15 protein-coding genes are annotated in these 13,375 nt (G+C 61.9%); 9 read left to right on the forward strand and 6 right to left on the reverse strand.

Features of this window, described 5'->3' with window-relative positions:
- Nucleotides 1-130: 130 nt before the first annotated feature.
- The 4 genes from GKKCFE_RS24040 to GKKCFE_RS24055 all read right to left on the reverse strand — a co-directional run bounded on the left by GKKCFE_RS24040 (nt 131) and on the right by GKKCFE_RS24055 (nt 3,793).
- Nucleotides 131-2,188 (reverse strand): methyl-accepting chemotaxis protein, encoded by a 2,058-nt coding sequence (locus GKKCFE_RS24040; RefSeq protein ID WP_445577188.1) that lies wholly within the window; start codon nt 2,186-2,188, stop codon nt 131-133.
- Nucleotides 2,189-2,401: 213 nt separating this feature from the next.
- Complete coding sequence (locus GKKCFE_RS24045) at nt 2,402-2,941, reverse strand: chemotaxis protein CheW (RefSeq protein ID WP_047225996.1); 540 nt, start codon at nt 2,939-2,941, stop codon at nt 2,402-2,404.
- A gap of 10 nt (nt 2,942-2,951) precedes the next feature.
- Nucleotides 2,952-3,317 (reverse strand): twitching motility response regulator PilH, encoded by a 366-nt coding sequence (pilH, locus tag GKKCFE_RS24050; protein ID WP_047226188.1) that lies wholly within the window; start codon nt 3,315-3,317, stop codon nt 2,952-2,954.
- Nucleotides 3,318-3,364: 47 nt separating this feature from the next.
- Entirely contained in the window at nt 3,365-3,793 is a 429-nt protein-coding gene (locus GKKCFE_RS24055; RefSeq protein ID WP_047225997.1) for a response regulator, read from the reverse strand.
- Between the two features lie 223 nt (nt 3,794-4,016).
- Here GKKCFE_RS24055 and gshB point away from each other — a divergent pair, with 223 nt between their 5' ends.
- The 7 genes from gshB to GKKCFE_RS24090 all read left to right on the forward strand — a co-directional run bounded on the left by gshB (nt 4,017) and on the right by GKKCFE_RS24090 (nt 10,019).
- On the forward strand, nt 4,017-4,970 hold the full coding sequence (gene gshB, locus GKKCFE_RS24060; RefSeq protein ID WP_076383022.1) for a glutathione synthase: 954 nt from the start codon (nt 4,017-4,019) through the stop codon (nt 4,968-4,970).
- Between the two features lie 77 nt (nt 4,971-5,047).
- On the forward strand, nt 5,048-5,944 hold the full coding sequence (locus tag GKKCFE_RS24065; protein WP_047225999.1) for an energy transducer TonB: 897 nt from the start codon (nt 5,048-5,050) through the stop codon (nt 5,942-5,944).
- Nucleotides 5,945-6,123: 179 nt separating this feature from the next.
- On the forward strand, nt 6,124-6,693 hold the full coding sequence (locus GKKCFE_RS24070) for a YqgE/AlgH family protein (protein ID WP_188251403.1): 570 nt from the start codon (nt 6,124-6,126) through the stop codon (nt 6,691-6,693).
- Nucleotides 6,693-7,130, forward strand: a complete 438-nt coding sequence (gene ruvX, locus GKKCFE_RS24075) for a Holliday junction resolvase RuvX (RefSeq protein ID WP_047226001.1) — start codon at nt 6,693-6,695, stop codon at nt 7,128-7,130. The genes GKKCFE_RS24070 and ruvX overlap by 1 nt, the downstream gene beginning before the upstream one ends.
- 85 nt (nt 7,131-7,215) lie before the next feature.
- Nucleotides 7,216-7,722, forward strand: coding sequence for a bifunctional pyr operon transcriptional regulator/uracil phosphoribosyltransferase PyrR (gene pyrR / locus GKKCFE_RS24080; RefSeq protein ID WP_047226002.1), 507 nt, complete (start codon nt 7,216-7,218; stop codon nt 7,720-7,722).
- Nucleotides 7,723-7,746: 24 nt separating this feature from the next.
- Nucleotides 7,747-8,751, forward strand: coding sequence for an aspartate carbamoyltransferase catalytic subunit (locus tag GKKCFE_RS24085; protein WP_047226003.1), 1,005 nt, complete (start codon nt 7,747-7,749; stop codon nt 8,749-8,751).
- Nucleotides 8,748-10,019, forward strand: coding sequence for a dihydroorotase (locus GKKCFE_RS24090; RefSeq protein ID WP_076383024.1), 1,272 nt, complete (start codon nt 8,748-8,750; stop codon nt 10,017-10,019). The genes GKKCFE_RS24085 and GKKCFE_RS24090 overlap by 4 nt, the downstream gene beginning before the upstream one ends.
- Before the next feature lie 121 nt (nt 10,020-10,140).
- Here the strand turns inward: GKKCFE_RS24090 and GKKCFE_RS24095 are convergent, their stop codons facing one another.
- On the reverse strand, nt 10,141-10,569 hold the full coding sequence (locus GKKCFE_RS24095) for an NINE protein (protein WP_047226005.1): 429 nt from the start codon (nt 10,567-10,569) through the stop codon (nt 10,141-10,143).
- Between the two features lie 249 nt (nt 10,570-10,818).
- Here GKKCFE_RS24095 and GKKCFE_RS24100 point away from each other — a divergent pair, with 249 nt between their 5' ends.
- Nucleotides 10,819-11,430, forward strand: a complete 612-nt coding sequence (locus GKKCFE_RS24100) for a C40 family peptidase (RefSeq protein WP_047226006.1) — start codon at nt 10,819-10,821, stop codon at nt 11,428-11,430.
- A gap of 146 nt (nt 11,431-11,576) precedes the next feature.
- On the opposite strand, the gene GKKCFE_RS24105 is transcribed toward GKKCFE_RS24100, so the two are convergent.
- A complete protein-coding gene (locus tag GKKCFE_RS24105) occupies nt 11,577-12,611 on the reverse strand; it encodes a type IV pilus twitching motility protein PilT (protein WP_047226007.1) in 1,035 nt (344 codons plus the stop codon).
- Between the two features lie 54 nt (nt 12,612-12,665).
- Here GKKCFE_RS24105 and GKKCFE_RS24110 point away from each other — a divergent pair, with 54 nt between their 5' ends.
- Entirely contained in the window at nt 12,666-13,352 is a 687-nt protein-coding gene (locus GKKCFE_RS24110; RefSeq protein WP_047226008.1) for a YggS family pyridoxal phosphate-dependent enzyme, read from the forward strand.
- Nucleotides 13,353-13,375 lie beyond the last annotated feature (23 nt).

Below are 13,375 nucleotides of genomic sequence, written 5' to 3' on the forward strand. Positions count from 1 at the left end.
CAATCAGCAGAACCTAACACCTCTGTGGGGAAGAAGTTTCTCTGTGGGAGCAAAGCTTGCTCGCGATGCAGACGCCGTAGCTCCCGAAGTACCGCGTTATCTTCATCGCGGGCAAGCCTTGCTCCCACAGTCACACTTTTCCCTCATCAACAGCCGCCGCCGGCAAAGTAAACCCCGACACCGAACGACGCAGCTGACTGGCCATTTTCGCCAGGTTGCCGATGCTCTCGGCGGTGGCGGTGGAGCCGGAAGAGGTTTGCGTGGTGATCTGCTGGATCACGTTCATGGTCAAGGAAATCTGCCCCGCCGACGTGGTCTGTTGCTGCGCCGCGTTGGAAATGCTCTGGATCAGCGCCGCCAGGGTCTTGGACACGCCTTCGATTTCTTCCAGGGCCACCCCGGCATCCTGGGCCAGTCGGGCGCCGCGCACCACTTCGGTGGTGGTCTGTTCCATGGAAATCACCGCCTCGTTGGTGTCCGCCTGAATCGCCCGCACCAGGGTCTCGATCTGCCGGGTCGCCGCCGAAGAGCGCTCCGCCAGCCGCTGCACTTCATCGGCCACCACCGCGAACCCGCGCCCGGCGTCACCGGCCATGGACGCCTGGATAGCGGCGTTGAGTGCCAGGATGTTGGTCTGGTCGGCAATGTCATCGATCAGGCTGACAATGTCGCCGATTTCCTGAGACGACTCCCCCAGGCGCTTGATGCGCTTGGCCGTGTCCTGGATCTGCTCGCGAATGTTGTCCATGCCATGAATGGTGTTGTGCACCACCTCGTTGCCTTTGTTGGCGATCTCCACGGAGCGCTCGGCCACCGCCGACGACTCGGCGGCATTGGCCGAGACCTGATCGATGGACTGGGCCATTTCATTGATTGAAGTCGAAGCTTCGGATATCTGCTGGGCCTGATGTTCGGAAGCCTGCGCCAGGTGCATCGCCGTAGCCTGGGTTTCCTGCACCGCAGCGGCGACCTGGCCGGCGGTTAGGTTGATGGTGGCCACAAGGTCACGCAGTTGGTCCACCGAATAGTTGATGGAATCGGCGATGGTGCCGGTAAAGTCTTCGGTAACCGAGGCGGTCACGGTCAGGTCGCCATCGGCCAGGTCTTCGATCTCGTCCAGCAGACGCATGATCGCGTTCTGGTTGCGCTCATTCTTTTCTGCGGTTTCACGCAACTGCCGGTTGGTTTCGCGGACCATCACCAGCCCGATCAGGATGATCGACATCAGCGCCAACAGACCCAGCACATAACCACCGATGGCGTTTGCGGAACGCCCGCCGGCCAGGTTTTCGAACGCGGTGGCCAGGTGCGACGCTTCGTCCAGCAAGGTTTGCGACAGGTTGAAGATGTTGCCTGCCGACTCGCGCACCTTGAACAACTCAGGAGAGGTTTCGAGGATTTCGTCCACCGAGCCGGAGACGAATTCGAAGAGTTCGCTGATCTCACTCAGGCGGGCCCGGGCATCGCGGTCCTGTACTTGGGAGATCTTCAAGGCCGGGTCACCTTGCGACATGCCATTGAGCACCTGACCAAAACGTGCGGCATCGCGGCCAAAGGTATCGGCGGCCTGACTGGCGTTTTCATCCCCCGCCAGCACGGTGTTCACCGCCCCGAGAATCCGTTCGGCCAGCAACGACTGGCGCTGGGCCATGGCGACCTGCGCGGCGGGCGCGCCGCGCTGCAGGAGAATTTCGACGACCTTTTCGTACTCGACCTGCAATTGCGGCACGGTTTCGGCGAGGGTCGCCGCCACCTGATGCAGCGACAGCACAGTCTGTTCGCTGGACAGGATGGCATCGGTGTTCTTGAGCAGGCGTTCCCAGTCCAGCTGTACGGCACGCATCTGCGGGCGCAGGGCAGCAGGTGCCGGTGGCAGGCCGGTCACCGGGTCGCCTTGCTTCAGGTAGCCCCAGCGCTGGGCGAAATCATTGCGCGCCTCGCTCAGCAACTTGAACGCCGCGGCCTTGCCGGCGGCCGCCTCGGTGGCGTTCTTCGCGATGCGCTGGGACAGCACCCGCAACTCACCGGCGTGGCCGATGTACTGCTTGTCGTAGTTGGACTGGGTGTTGAGGTAAGCGAAGTTGGCGAACAGCAGCATGATGAAGACAATCAGCGCGACGAACAGCACGATGATCTGCGAACGACTGCGCGACGCTTCCAGAGGCTTACCTGTATTTGCTTTGCTCATCGGTTCTCGCCTGTACTGCCCAATCCAACCCACTCACCACTGCCAACTGTAAGCAAGCCCTTGTAGTGCAGCCTGCTCAATCAGTGTGACTCTGTGGGAGCAAGGCTTGCCTGCGATGAAAACAACACGGTTTCCCGCCTACCGAGGCGCCGCCATCGCGAGCAAGCTTTGCTCCCACTGGCTCGTTCCCACAAGGGACCGTGTGGCATCTCGTCAAACAGCTACATCCATGAACCCCGGCGAGCGCGTCAGCGCAAACGGGCTGAACACCTGCCACTGCCGTTCGCCGCGAAACCGGCCCTTGACGAAGGCCGACTCCGGGCCGTCAAGGTCGTCCATCAGCGTCGGCTCCAGGCTGTCCTGGGCAAAATGCTGCAATCCGAGGACTTCATCCACCAGCAACCCGGTAAAGACCTCGTCATGATCCACCACCAGCACCCGCCGCTGCTTGCGCACGCTCGACAGCTCATGGCCGAAGAAACCGCACAAATCCATCAACGGCAATAAGCGCCCGCGCAGATTAGCCACACCACGAACCCATGGCTTGACCCCGGGCAAATGTGTGTAGCGCGGTTCGTGCAGCACTTCGCTGACTTCGCCCATGGGCGCCACGTACCAGTGTTCGCCGAGGCGAAAACCGATGCCGCTCCAGCTGTCGCCGTGGGTCGGTTGTGACGGCAGGTCCGCCCCCAGCAGCCGGCAACGCCGGTCGATCTGCAGGAGCAGTTCGAAAGCGGTCAGGGATTGGCTCATGGCCGTGTCATCAACCCGCCAGCACGTTGTTCAGGGTCTTGATCAGGGTTTCTTCGTCCACCGGTTTGGTCAGGTAGTCCTTCGCGCCTTGGCGAGTGCCCCAGACCTTGTCGGTGTCCTGGTCCTTGGTGGTGATGATGATCACCGGGATGTGCCCGGTGTCCGGATCCTTGGTCAACTGGCGCGTGGCCTGGAAACCGTTGAGGCCGGGCATGACGATATCCATCAGGACCGCGTCGGGCTTTTCCTGGCGAGCCAGGGCCACGCCGTCGGCGCCGTTTTCGGCCTTCAGGACCTGGTGGCCGTGCTTTTCCAGCATGCCGGTCAGTTTGTACATTTCGGTCGGCGAATCATCGACGATCAGAATTCGTGCCATGGTGTTCCCCATTTTTTGTTGACCCCAGGCCCGATGGCCGAGTGTCATTAATGTGCCTGGTGCGGCTGGACAGCGGCAAAGCCCGGAACATGAGCCCGTATCGCGCCCAGCAGTTCTTCCTTGCTGAAAGGCTTGGTCAAAAACTGATCGGAGCCGACAATGCGCCCCTTGGCCTTGTCGAACAAACCGTCCCGGGACGACAACATGATCACCGGCGTGGCCTTGAAAACGCTGTTGTTCTTGATCAGGGCACAAGTCTGGTAACCGTCCAGGCGCGGCATCATGATGTCGACAAAGATAATGCCCGGATGATGGTCGGCGATCTTGGCCAGGGCATCGAAGCCATCGACCGCCGTGATGACCTCGCAACCCACGTTGCGCAACAAGGTCTCGGCGGTGCGGCGGATGGTCTTCGAGTCGTCGATGACCATGACCTTCAAGGCGCTGGGTTGCTGCTGCGTAAGATGCTCTGCCATTGCCACTGCAAACCGGTTTTTAACGCGTAAGTGTGAACGACAGCGCAAACCCTTGATGTTCAAGGCCCGCACGTCACATGCCAGCCTTTTTAGCACAGTCTCCATCGCCGATCTATCGGCCGCTCGGTACAGTGGTTTTTCCTTGACCGCCAATCTTCCGGGCGCCACTCTGACGCCACTTTTTCACACCATTTGTGCCCATCAATTTTCGAGGAACCAAGCCATGAGCGTACGCGTCGGCATTGTCATGGACCCTATCGCCAGCATTTCCTATAAAAAGGATAGCTCGCTGGCCATGCTGCTGGCCGCTCAGAAGCGCGGCTGGGAGCTGTTCTACATGGAGCAGCGCGACCTCTACCAGGCCGAAGGCCAGGCGCGGGCACGGATGAAGCCGCTGAACGTCTTCGCCAACCCCGAAAAATGGTTTGAGCTGGGCGCCGAACGCGATGCGCTGCTCAGCGACCTGGACGTGATCCTCATGCGCAAGGATCCGCCCTTCGACATGGAGTTCGTGTATTCCACCTACCTGCTGGAGCAGGCCGAAAACGCCGGTGTGCTGGTGGTCAACAAACCCCAGAGCCTGCGCGACTGCAACGAAAAGCTGTTCGCCACGCTGTTCCCGCAATGCACGCCGCCCACCATCGTCAGCCGTCGCCCGGACGTGCTGCGTGAATTCGCCGACCATCACGGCGACGTGATCCTCAAGCCCCTGGACGGCATGGGCGGCTCCTCGATTTTCCGTCACACCGCCGGCCACCCCAACCTGTCGGTGATCCTGGAAACCCTGACCCTGCACGGTCAGCAGCAGATCATGATCCAGGGATACCTGCCGGCCATCGTCGATGGCGACAAGCGCATCCTGATGATCGACGGCGAACCGGTGGACTATTGCCTGGCGCGCATTCCCGCGGCCGGCGAAACCCGCGGCAACCTGGCGGCCGGCGGGCGTGGCGAGGCGCGTCCGTTGACTGAAAAGGACCGCTGGATCGCGGCCCAGGTCGGCCCGACCCTGCGGGAGAAGGGTCTGCTGTTCGTGGGCCTGGACGTGATCGGCGAGCACCTGACGGAAATCAACGTCACCAGCCCGACCTGCATCCGCGAGATCGACAACGCCTTCGGCACCGACATCGGCGCGATGCTGATGGATGCCATCGATCAGAAGCTCAAGGCTCGTTGATCCAGATCCTGCTGAAGGAAACCCACATTGCGTTATCATGCCCGGCCTGAAAAAAACGCGATGTTGGTTTCCTTGCCATGACCCTCCCGTCCGATCTGCCCCAAGAGCTCGCCCATCGCGGCGTGCGCCCGGCTGATCGTCTCGGTTTTACCCTGTTCCTGGCGGCATTGATCCACTTGGCACTGCTGCTGGGCGTCGGGTTTGCCACGGTAGAACCCAAACAGATCAGCCAGACCCTGGAAATCACCCTGGCCACCTTCAAAAGCGAAGCCAAGCCACAAAAAGCGGACTTCCTCGCCCAGGAAAACCAGCAAGGCAGTGGCACCCTGGAAAAAAAGGCGACGCCCAAGACCACCCAGATCGCGCCGTTCCAGGACAATAAAGTGCAGAAGGTCACACCGCCGCCAGCGGCCAAGCCCGAGGTCCGGGAGACGGCGCCCAAGGCAGCCGTGACCACCGTGGCGCCGAAGCCGAAAAAAGCCCCGGTCAAGGAAGAGGTCAGGCCCGACCCCAAACCCAAGGCCCCGGTGCCCACCTTCGACAGCGCCCAACTGTCCAGCGACATCGCCAGCCTGGAAGCCGAGCTGGCCCAGGAACAGCAGTTGTATGCCAAACGCCCGCGTATCCACCGCCTGAGCGCCGCCTCGACCATGCGCGACAAGGGCGCCTGGTACAAAGATGAGTGGCGCAAGAAAGTCGAGCGCATCGGCAATCTCAACTACCCCGACGAAGCCCGGCGCAAGCAGATCTATGGCAACTTGCGGCTGCTGGTCTCGATCAACCGCGACGGCTCGTTGTATGAAGTGCTGGTGCTGGAGTCCTCCGGCCAGCCATTGCTGGATCAGGCCGCCCAGCGGATCGTGCGCCTGGCCGCGCCGTTCGCACCGTTTACCGGGGACCTGTCGGACATCGACCGCCTGGAAATCATCCGCACCTGGAAGTTCGCCCGGGGCGATCGTCTCTCCAGCAACTGACCCCATCCCCTTGTGGGAGCGAGCCTGCTCGCGATAGCAATCGAACATCCAGCATTGATGTCGCCTGACACACCGCATCGCGAGCAGGCTCGCTCCCACAGGGGTTTCGTGACAGTCTCCGGCATTTGCTGCACATCCCCAGCTTGTCAGTTCGCCCCTGCGCCGCCACACTAGCGCCTATGAAAAACGTCAGCCCCACCTACCTCAAGCATCACTTCCTGATTGCCATGCCACACATGGCCGATCCGAACTTTGCCCACACCTTGACCTACATCGTCGAGCACACGGCCAATGGGGCCATGGGGCTGGTGGTCAATCGGCCGCAGGAACTGAACCTGGCGGACATTCTTGAGCAGTTGCGCCCGGATGTAGAACCGCCACTCTTGTGCCAGCACGTCCCGATTTTCATCGGCGGCCCGGTGCAGACCGACCGAGGCTTCGTGCTCCACCCGACGGGGCCGTCCTACCAGGCCACCGTGGACCTGGATGGCGTATCGCTGTCCACCTCCCAGGATGTGCTGTTCGCCATCGCCGACGGCGTAGGCCCGGAAAAAAGCCTGATCGCCCTCGGCTATGCCGGTTGGGAAGCCGGGCAACTGGAAGCCGAGCTGGCCGATAACGCCTGGCTGACCTGCCCGTTCGACGCCGACATCCTGTTCAACACCAGCAGCGAACTGCGCCTGGAAGCAGCGGCCAGCCGGCTGGGGGTCAACCTCAGTCTGCTCACCAGCCAGGCAGGACACGCCTGATGGCCCTGCGCTTGCTGCTGGGCTTCGATTACGGCACCAAACAGATCGGCGTGGCGGTCGGCCAGGTGATTACCGGCCAGGCCCGCGAGCTGTGCACCCTCAAGGCGCAGAACGGCGTTCCCGACTGGAACCAGGTCGAAGCGCTGATCAAGGAGTGGAAACCCGACGCCGTGGTGGTCGGCCTGCCGCTGAACATGGACGGCACGCCCAGCGAGATGTGCGTTCGTGCGGAGAAATTCGCCCGCAGGCTCAACGGCCGCTACAACCTGCCTTTCTATACCCACGACGAGCGTCTGACCACGTTCGAGGCCAAGGGCGAACGCCTGGTACGTGGCGGGCAGAAAGGCAGTTACCGCGACAACCCGGTAGACGCCATCGCGGCCGCCCTGCTGCTGCAAGGCTGGCTCGACGCCAACGCCGCCCTGTTCGAAACCTGATTTTTTTGAAAGCGCCGCCAGGGCGCTTTCTTTTAGCGATAAACCGGGCCTCTGACCACCGGCCCGGGAACCTGAAGGAGCCAGCATGAGCCTGCCCAATCCCGCCGAACTGATCAGCCAGATGGCGATTCGTCTCACGGCGCATCTGGAACAACGCGGCATCAGCGAACCGCGCTACATCGGCATTCGCACCGGTGGCGTCTGGGTCGCCCAGGCCTTGCTCGAAGAACTGGGCAGCGATGCGCCGCTGGGCACCCTCGATGTGTCGTTCTACCGCGACGACTTCAGCCAGAACGGCCTGCACCCGCAAGTACGCCCTTCGGCCCTGCCATTCGAGATTGAAGGCCAGCATCTGGTACTGATCGACGATGTGCTGATGAGCGGCCGGACCATCCGCGCCGCCATGAACGAACTGTTCGATTATGGCCGCCCCGCCAGCGTGACCCTGGTGTGCCTGCTGGACCTGGACGCCGCCGAGCTGCCGATCCGCCCGAACGTGGTCGGCGCGACGCTGACGCTGGCCGCTCACGAGCGAGTCAAGCTGTCCGGCCCCGCGCCGCTGCAACTCGAACTGCAAGACCTTGCCCTTTAACTGCCCTTGTAAGAGTCCATTGCGATGACGCCTCTCGAAACCAAGCGAGCGCTACAGCTCAACGATCAGGGCCAGCTGCGGCACTTCCTGTCCCTCGACGGCCTGCGCCGCGAGCTGCTGACGGAAATCCTCGACACCGCCGATTCGTTCCTCGAAGTCGGGGCCCGGGCGGTCAAGAAAGTCCCGTTGCTGCGCGGCAAGACCGTGTGCAACGTGTTCTTCGAAAACTCCACCCGCACCCGCACCACCTTCGAACTGGCAGCCCAGCGGCTGTCGGCGGACGTGATCACCCTCAACGTATCCACCTCCTCGGCGAGCAAGGGCGAAACCCTGCTCGATACCTTGCGCAACCTCGAGGCCATGGCGGCCGACATGTTCGTCGTGCGTCACGGTGATTCCGGCGCCGCGCATTTCATTGCCGAGCATGTATGCCCACAAGTGGCGATCATCAACGGCGGCGACGGCCGTCACGCCCACCCAACCCAGGGCATGCTGGACATGCTGACCATCCGTCGGCACAAGGGCAGCTTCGAGAACCTGTCGGTGGCTATCGTCGGCGACATCCTGCACTCGCGGGTGGCCCGTTCGAACATGCTCGCCCTTAAGACTCTCGGCTGCCCGGACATCCGCGTGATCGCGCCGAAAACCCTGCTGCCCATTGGCGTCGAGCAGTACGGTGTGAAGGTCTACACCGACATGACCGAAGGCCTCAAGGACGTGGACGTGGTGATCATGCTGCGCCTGCAGCGCGAACGCATGACCGGCGGCCTGTTGCCCAGCGAAGGCGAGTTCTACCGCCTGTTCGGCCTGACCACCGCGCGCCTGGCCGGGGCCAAGCCGGACGCCATCGTCATGCACCCGGGGCCGATCAACCGCGGGGTGGAGATCGAGTCGGCAGTGGCCGACGGACCACATTCGGTGATCCTCAACCAGGTGACCTACGGCATCGCCATCCGCATGGCCGTGCTGTCCATGGCCATGAGCGGGCAAACGGCCCAGCGCCAATTCGACCAGGAGAACGCCCAGTGAAGCTCAGCATTCTCGGCGCACGCGTGATCGATCCGGCCAGCGGCCTGGATCAAGTGACTGACATCCACATCGATGCCTGCAAAATTGTCGCCCTTGGCGCCGCTCCGGCCGGTTTTACCGCCGTTGATACCCTCAACGCCCAAGGCCTGGTGGCCGCCCCTGGCCTGGTGGACCTGAACGTCGCCCTGCGCGAACCCGGTTATAGCCGCAAAGGCAGTATCGTCAGCGAAACCCAGGCTGCCGCCGCCGGTGGCGTGACCAGTTTGTGCTGCCCGCCACAGACCAAGCCGGTACTGGACACCTCGGCCGTGGCCGAGCTGATCCTCGATCGCGCCCGCGAAGCCGGCAACACCAAGGTCTTCCCTATCGGCGCCTTGAGCAAAGGCCTCGATGGCGAGCAACTGGCAGAACTCATTGCGCTACGCGACGCCGGTTGCGTGGCGTTCGGCAATGGCCTGAACAGTTTTCGCAATACCCGCACCCTGTGCCGCGCCCTGGAATACGCTGCGACCTTCGGCCTGACGGTGATCTTCAACTCCCAGGATCACGATCTGGCTGAAGGTGGGCTGGCCCACGAAGGCCCGACCGCCAGTTTCCTCGGCCTGCCAGGCATTCCGGAAACCGCCGAAACCGTGGCCCTGGCCCGGGACCTGCTGCTGGTGGAACAAAGCGGCGTGCGCGCACACTTCAGCCAGTTGACCAGCGCCCGCGGCGCCGCACTGATCGCCCAGGCGCAGGCTCGCGGCCTGCCCGTCACCGCCGATGTGGCGCTGTACCAACTGATCCTGACCGACGAAGCGCTGATCGACTTCAACAGCGTCTATCACGTCCAGCCGCCGCTGCGCACCCGCGCCGACCGCGATGGCTTGCGCGAGGCCGTGAAGTCCGGGGTGATCTCGGCCATCTCCAGCCATCACCAGCCCCACGAGCGCGATGCCAAGCTGGCACCATTCGGCGCCACGGAACCGGGCATCAGCAGCGTCGAACTGTTGCTGCCACTGGCCATGACGCTGGTGGAAGACGGATTGCTGGACCTGCCGACCCTGCTGGCACGCCTGAGCAACGGCCCGGCCGACGCGCTGCAATTACCGGTGGGTAAACTGGCAGTGGGCGCGGCGGCGGACCTGGTGCTGTTCGACCCGGCAGCGTCCACCGTGGCGGGTGAAGCCTGGCGCTCCAAGGGTGACAATTGCCCGTTCCTTGGCCACAGTTTGCCGGGGGTGGTGCGTTATACGCTGATGGACGGGCGGATTACTCACCAGGCCTGACACCGAGTCGGTCTTATCGCGAGCAGGCTCGCTCCCACAGGGATCTTCGGTGAACACATAACCTGTGAACACCTTGATCCAGTGTGGGAGCGAGCCTGCTCGCGATGCAGGCGACTCGGTCTTAGTGAAAAGCCCCGCGCTTCTGCGCATTGCGAATCGAGACCTGATCGTTCAGCGTCCAGAAGTCATACAGCACCCCCAGGAAAAACACCCCGCCAGTCAGCAGGTAAAGGATGCCGGTGAGCCATTTGCCCTGGTACATGCGGTGCACACCCAGCACACCGAGAAACGTCAGCAGAATCCACGCCACGCTGTACTCGAGGGGACCCGGGGTGAAGCGCAGATCGGCCTCCCGATCCATGGCCGGAATCAGGAACAGGTCGATCAGCCAGCCGATGCCCAACAAGCCGAAGGTGAAAAACCAGATCGTGCCGGTGACCGGCTTGCCGTAATAGAAGCGGTGGGCGCCGGTAAAGCCGAAAATCCACAAGAGATAGCCGATCACTTTGCTGTGGGTATCGCGTAAAGCGTCCTGCTGATAGCTGTTCATGAATCGCCTCTTTTGCCTCGATAGATAAATTTGTTCGGATTATTTGTGACTTTTTTATGGATTGCCGACAAGCGGTCTCCAGCGTCAGGAACCCGGTAAACCCCCGTGCTGTCTGGGTTCTGTCAGACAATCAGGTCAATATGTCGCAATTATGCGGGTTTCACCTGGGGTTGCGATTCGACAAACGGCCTCGGAACAGTAAAAAAAGCTGTTATAAAGTTGCGCGCTTACCTTCAAGAGCCCTGCCTAATGCGTCCATTTATCAAGACATGGCTAACCATTTGCCTATTATTGCCCCTGGCCGCCCACGCCACCAATCGTGAGCAACGTCTTCCCAACGTCAACGGCTACACCCCCAAATCCCATGTTTCTGCTCCTTCGAGCAAGAACAAGCGAAACGCCCAGCGTTTGAGCACCGCCAATAGCAAGCTGGTTCCGGTCATGACCGCCAAGACAAGCAGCAACGTCTTGAGCCGTGCCGTGAACGTACTGGGAACACCTTACCGTTGGGGCGGCAGTAGCCCAAGCAAAGGTTTCGATTGCAGCGGCCTGGTGAAGTACGCCTTCAACGATGCCACCTTCGACCTGCCGCGCACTTCCAATGCGATGGCCAGCGGTCACGGCCAGAAGGTCGATCGCAAGGACCTCAAGCCCGGCGATCTGATCTTCTTCAAGCTCAAGAGCCGCCGGGTCAACCACGTGGCCATCTACTTGGGCAATGACCGCTTCATCCACGCCCCGCGCCGTGGCAAGTCGGTCACCATCGACACCTTGAACAAGCCGTACTGGAACAGCCACTACGTCCTTGCCAAGCGGGTGCTGCCCAAAGAGCCGAAAGGGATGCAGCTGGTTCAGCGCTGATTTGAAAGTGGCACATTTGCCAGTTCAAGCAAAACTGTGGGAGCGAGCCTGCTCGCGATAGCGGTACATCCGTCAACTTCAATGTTGGCTGATCCAACGCGATCGCGAGCAGGCTCGCTCCCACAGGAGGTTCTGTGGGCCGATCCTCAGAAGTTATCCGGCGTACGCGCCCGCTCCCGCGCATGCTCGCGGCTGATCAGCCCCTTGTTCAGCAAATCCTTCAAACACATATCCAATGTCTGCATCCCCAGCGACCCACCGGTCTGGATCGCCGAGTACATCTGCGCCACCTTGTCCTCGCGGATCAGGTTACGGATCGCCGACGTTCCCAGCATGATTTCATGAGCCGCGACCCGGCCGCCGCCAATCTTCTTGACCAGCGTCTGTGAAATCACCGCCTGCAAGGATTCGGACAACATCGAGCGGACCATGGATTTCTCATCCCCCGGGAACACGTCCACCACCCGGTCGATGGTCTTGGCCGCCGAGGTGGTGTGCAAGGTGCCAAACACCAGGTGACCGGTTTCGGCGGCGGTCAGGGCCAGGCGGATGGTCTCCAGGTCACGCATCTCCCCCACCAGAATCACGTCCGGGTCTTCGCGCAGGGCTGAGCGCAGGGCCGTGGAGAAACTTTGGGTGTCGCGGTGCACTTCGCGCTGGTTGATCAGGCATTTGCGCGGCTCGTGGACAAACTCGATGGGATCTTCGATGGTGAGGATGTGATGGTGTTTGTGGGTGTTGAGGTAGTCGATCATCGCCGCCAGGGTGGTGGACTTGCCGGAGCCGGTCGGCCCGGTCACCAACACCAGCCCGCGAGGCGCCTCGGTCACTTTGCGAAACACTTCGCCCATCCCCAGGTCTTCCATGGTCAGGACTTTCGACGGGATGGTCCGGAACACCGCACCTGCACCGCGATTCTGGTTGAACGCATTGACCCGGAACCGTGCGACGCCCGGCACGTCGAAGGAAAAGTCGGTTTCCAGAAACTTCTCGTAATCTACCCGCTGCCGGTCGTTCATGATGTCGTAGATCAGCTCATGGACCTGCTTGTGGTCCAGGGCCGGCAGGTTGATCCGCCTCACATCGCCATCGACACGGATCATCGGCGGCAGCCCGGCGGACAAGTGCAGGTCCGATGCGCCCTGTTTGGCGCTGAACGCCAGTAGCTCAGTGATATCCATAGCGCTCCTCAATTCCAGTAGAATGCCGCGAACCTCACCGCTGGCGCTTCTTTAATGTCCACGATAGCAGACAACATTGCTCAGGTTAGATCGCGTATCCGCGCAGCCGAACAAGCCGCCCACCGCGACGAACACAGCGTGCAGCTGCTGGCGGTGAGCAAGACCAAGCCCGCCCAGGCCCTGCGTGAAGCCTATGCCGCCGGCCTGCGGGACTTTGGCGAGAACTATCTGCAGGAGGCGCTGGGCAAACAGGCCGAACTGACCGACCTGCCCTTGATCTGGCACTTCATCGGCCCCATTCAATCGAACAAGACGCGCGCTATCGCCGAACATTTCGACTGGGTGCATTCCGTGGATCGTTTGAAAATTGCACAACGCCTGTCCGAGCAGCGCCCGGCCGACCTACCGCCGCTGAATATCTGCATCCAGGTCAACGTCAGCGGTGAAGACAGCAAATCCGGCTGCACCGCGGCGGACCTGCCCGCTCTGGCCAGCGCCATCAGCGCGTTGCCACGCCTGAAGCTGCGTGGGTTGATGGCGATTCCCGAACCGACCGAGGAGCGTGCCGCCCAGGATGCCGCCTTCGCAGCGGTTCAACGCTTGCAAGCCGATCTGAAGCTACCGCTGGACACCCTTTCCATGGGCATGAGCCATGACCTCGAGTCGGCCATTGCCCAGGGCGCCACCTGGGTGCGGATCGGTACCGCGCTGTTTGGTGCGCGCGACTATAGCCGTAGCTAGCCGTACGCCATGCTGACTCAACT

This window comes from Pseudomonas sp. E141, assembly GCF_052659885.1.

What these genes read in the sequence shown, in the direction of transcription:
- GKKCFE_RS24040 (WP_445577188.1), bottom strand. Translation starts at nt 2,188, where the DNA reads ATGAGCAAAGCAAATACAGGTAAGCCTCTGGAAGCGTCGCGCAGTCGT.
- GKKCFE_RS24045 (WP_047225996.1), bottom strand. Translation starts at nt 2,941, where the DNA reads ATGAGCCAATCCCTGACCGCTTTCGAACTGCTCCTGCAGATCGACCGG.
- GKKCFE_RS24055 (WP_047225997.1), bottom strand. Translation starts at nt 3,793, where the DNA reads ATGGCAGAGCATCTTACGCAGCAGCAACCCAGCGCCTTGAAGGTCATG.
- GKKCFE_RS24095 (WP_047226005.1), bottom strand. Translation starts at nt 10,569, where the DNA reads ATGAACAGCTATCAGCAGGACGCTTTACGCGATACCCACAGCAAAGTG.
- GKKCFE_RS24100 (WP_047226006.1), top strand. Translation starts at nt 10,819, where the DNA reads ATGCGTCCATTTATCAAGACATGGCTAACCATTTGCCTATTATTGCCC.
- GKKCFE_RS24085 (WP_047226003.1), top strand. Translation starts at nt 7,747, where the DNA reads ATGACGCCTCTCGAAACCAAGCGAGCGCTACAGCTCAACGATCAGGGC.
- pilH (WP_047226188.1), bottom strand. Translation starts at nt 3,317, where the DNA reads ATGGCACGAATTCTGATCGTCGATGATTCGCCGACCGAAATGTACAAA.
- GKKCFE_RS24070 (WP_188251403.1), top strand. Translation starts at nt 6,124, where the DNA reads ATGAAAAACGTCAGCCCCACCTACCTCAAGCATCACTTCCTGATTGCC.
- GKKCFE_RS24065 (WP_047225999.1), top strand. Translation starts at nt 5,048, where the DNA reads ATGACCCTCCCGTCCGATCTGCCCCAAGAGCTCGCCCATCGCGGCGTG.
- gshB (WP_076383022.1), top strand. Translation starts at nt 4,017, where the DNA reads ATGAGCGTACGCGTCGGCATTGTCATGGACCCTATCGCCAGCATTTCC.
- GKKCFE_RS24110 (WP_047226008.1), top strand. Translation starts at nt 12,666, where the DNA reads ATGTCCACGATAGCAGACAACATTGCTCAGGTTAGATCGCGTATCCGC.
- GKKCFE_RS24105 (WP_047226007.1), bottom strand. Translation starts at nt 12,611, where the DNA reads ATGGATATCACTGAGCTACTGGCGTTCAGCGCCAAACAGGGCGCATCG.
- pyrR (WP_047226002.1), top strand. Translation starts at nt 7,216, where the DNA reads ATGAGCCTGCCCAATCCCGCCGAACTGATCAGCCAGATGGCGATTCGT.
- ruvX (WP_047226001.1), top strand. Translation starts at nt 6,693, where the DNA reads ATGGCCCTGCGCTTGCTGCTGGGCTTCGATTACGGCACCAAACAGATC.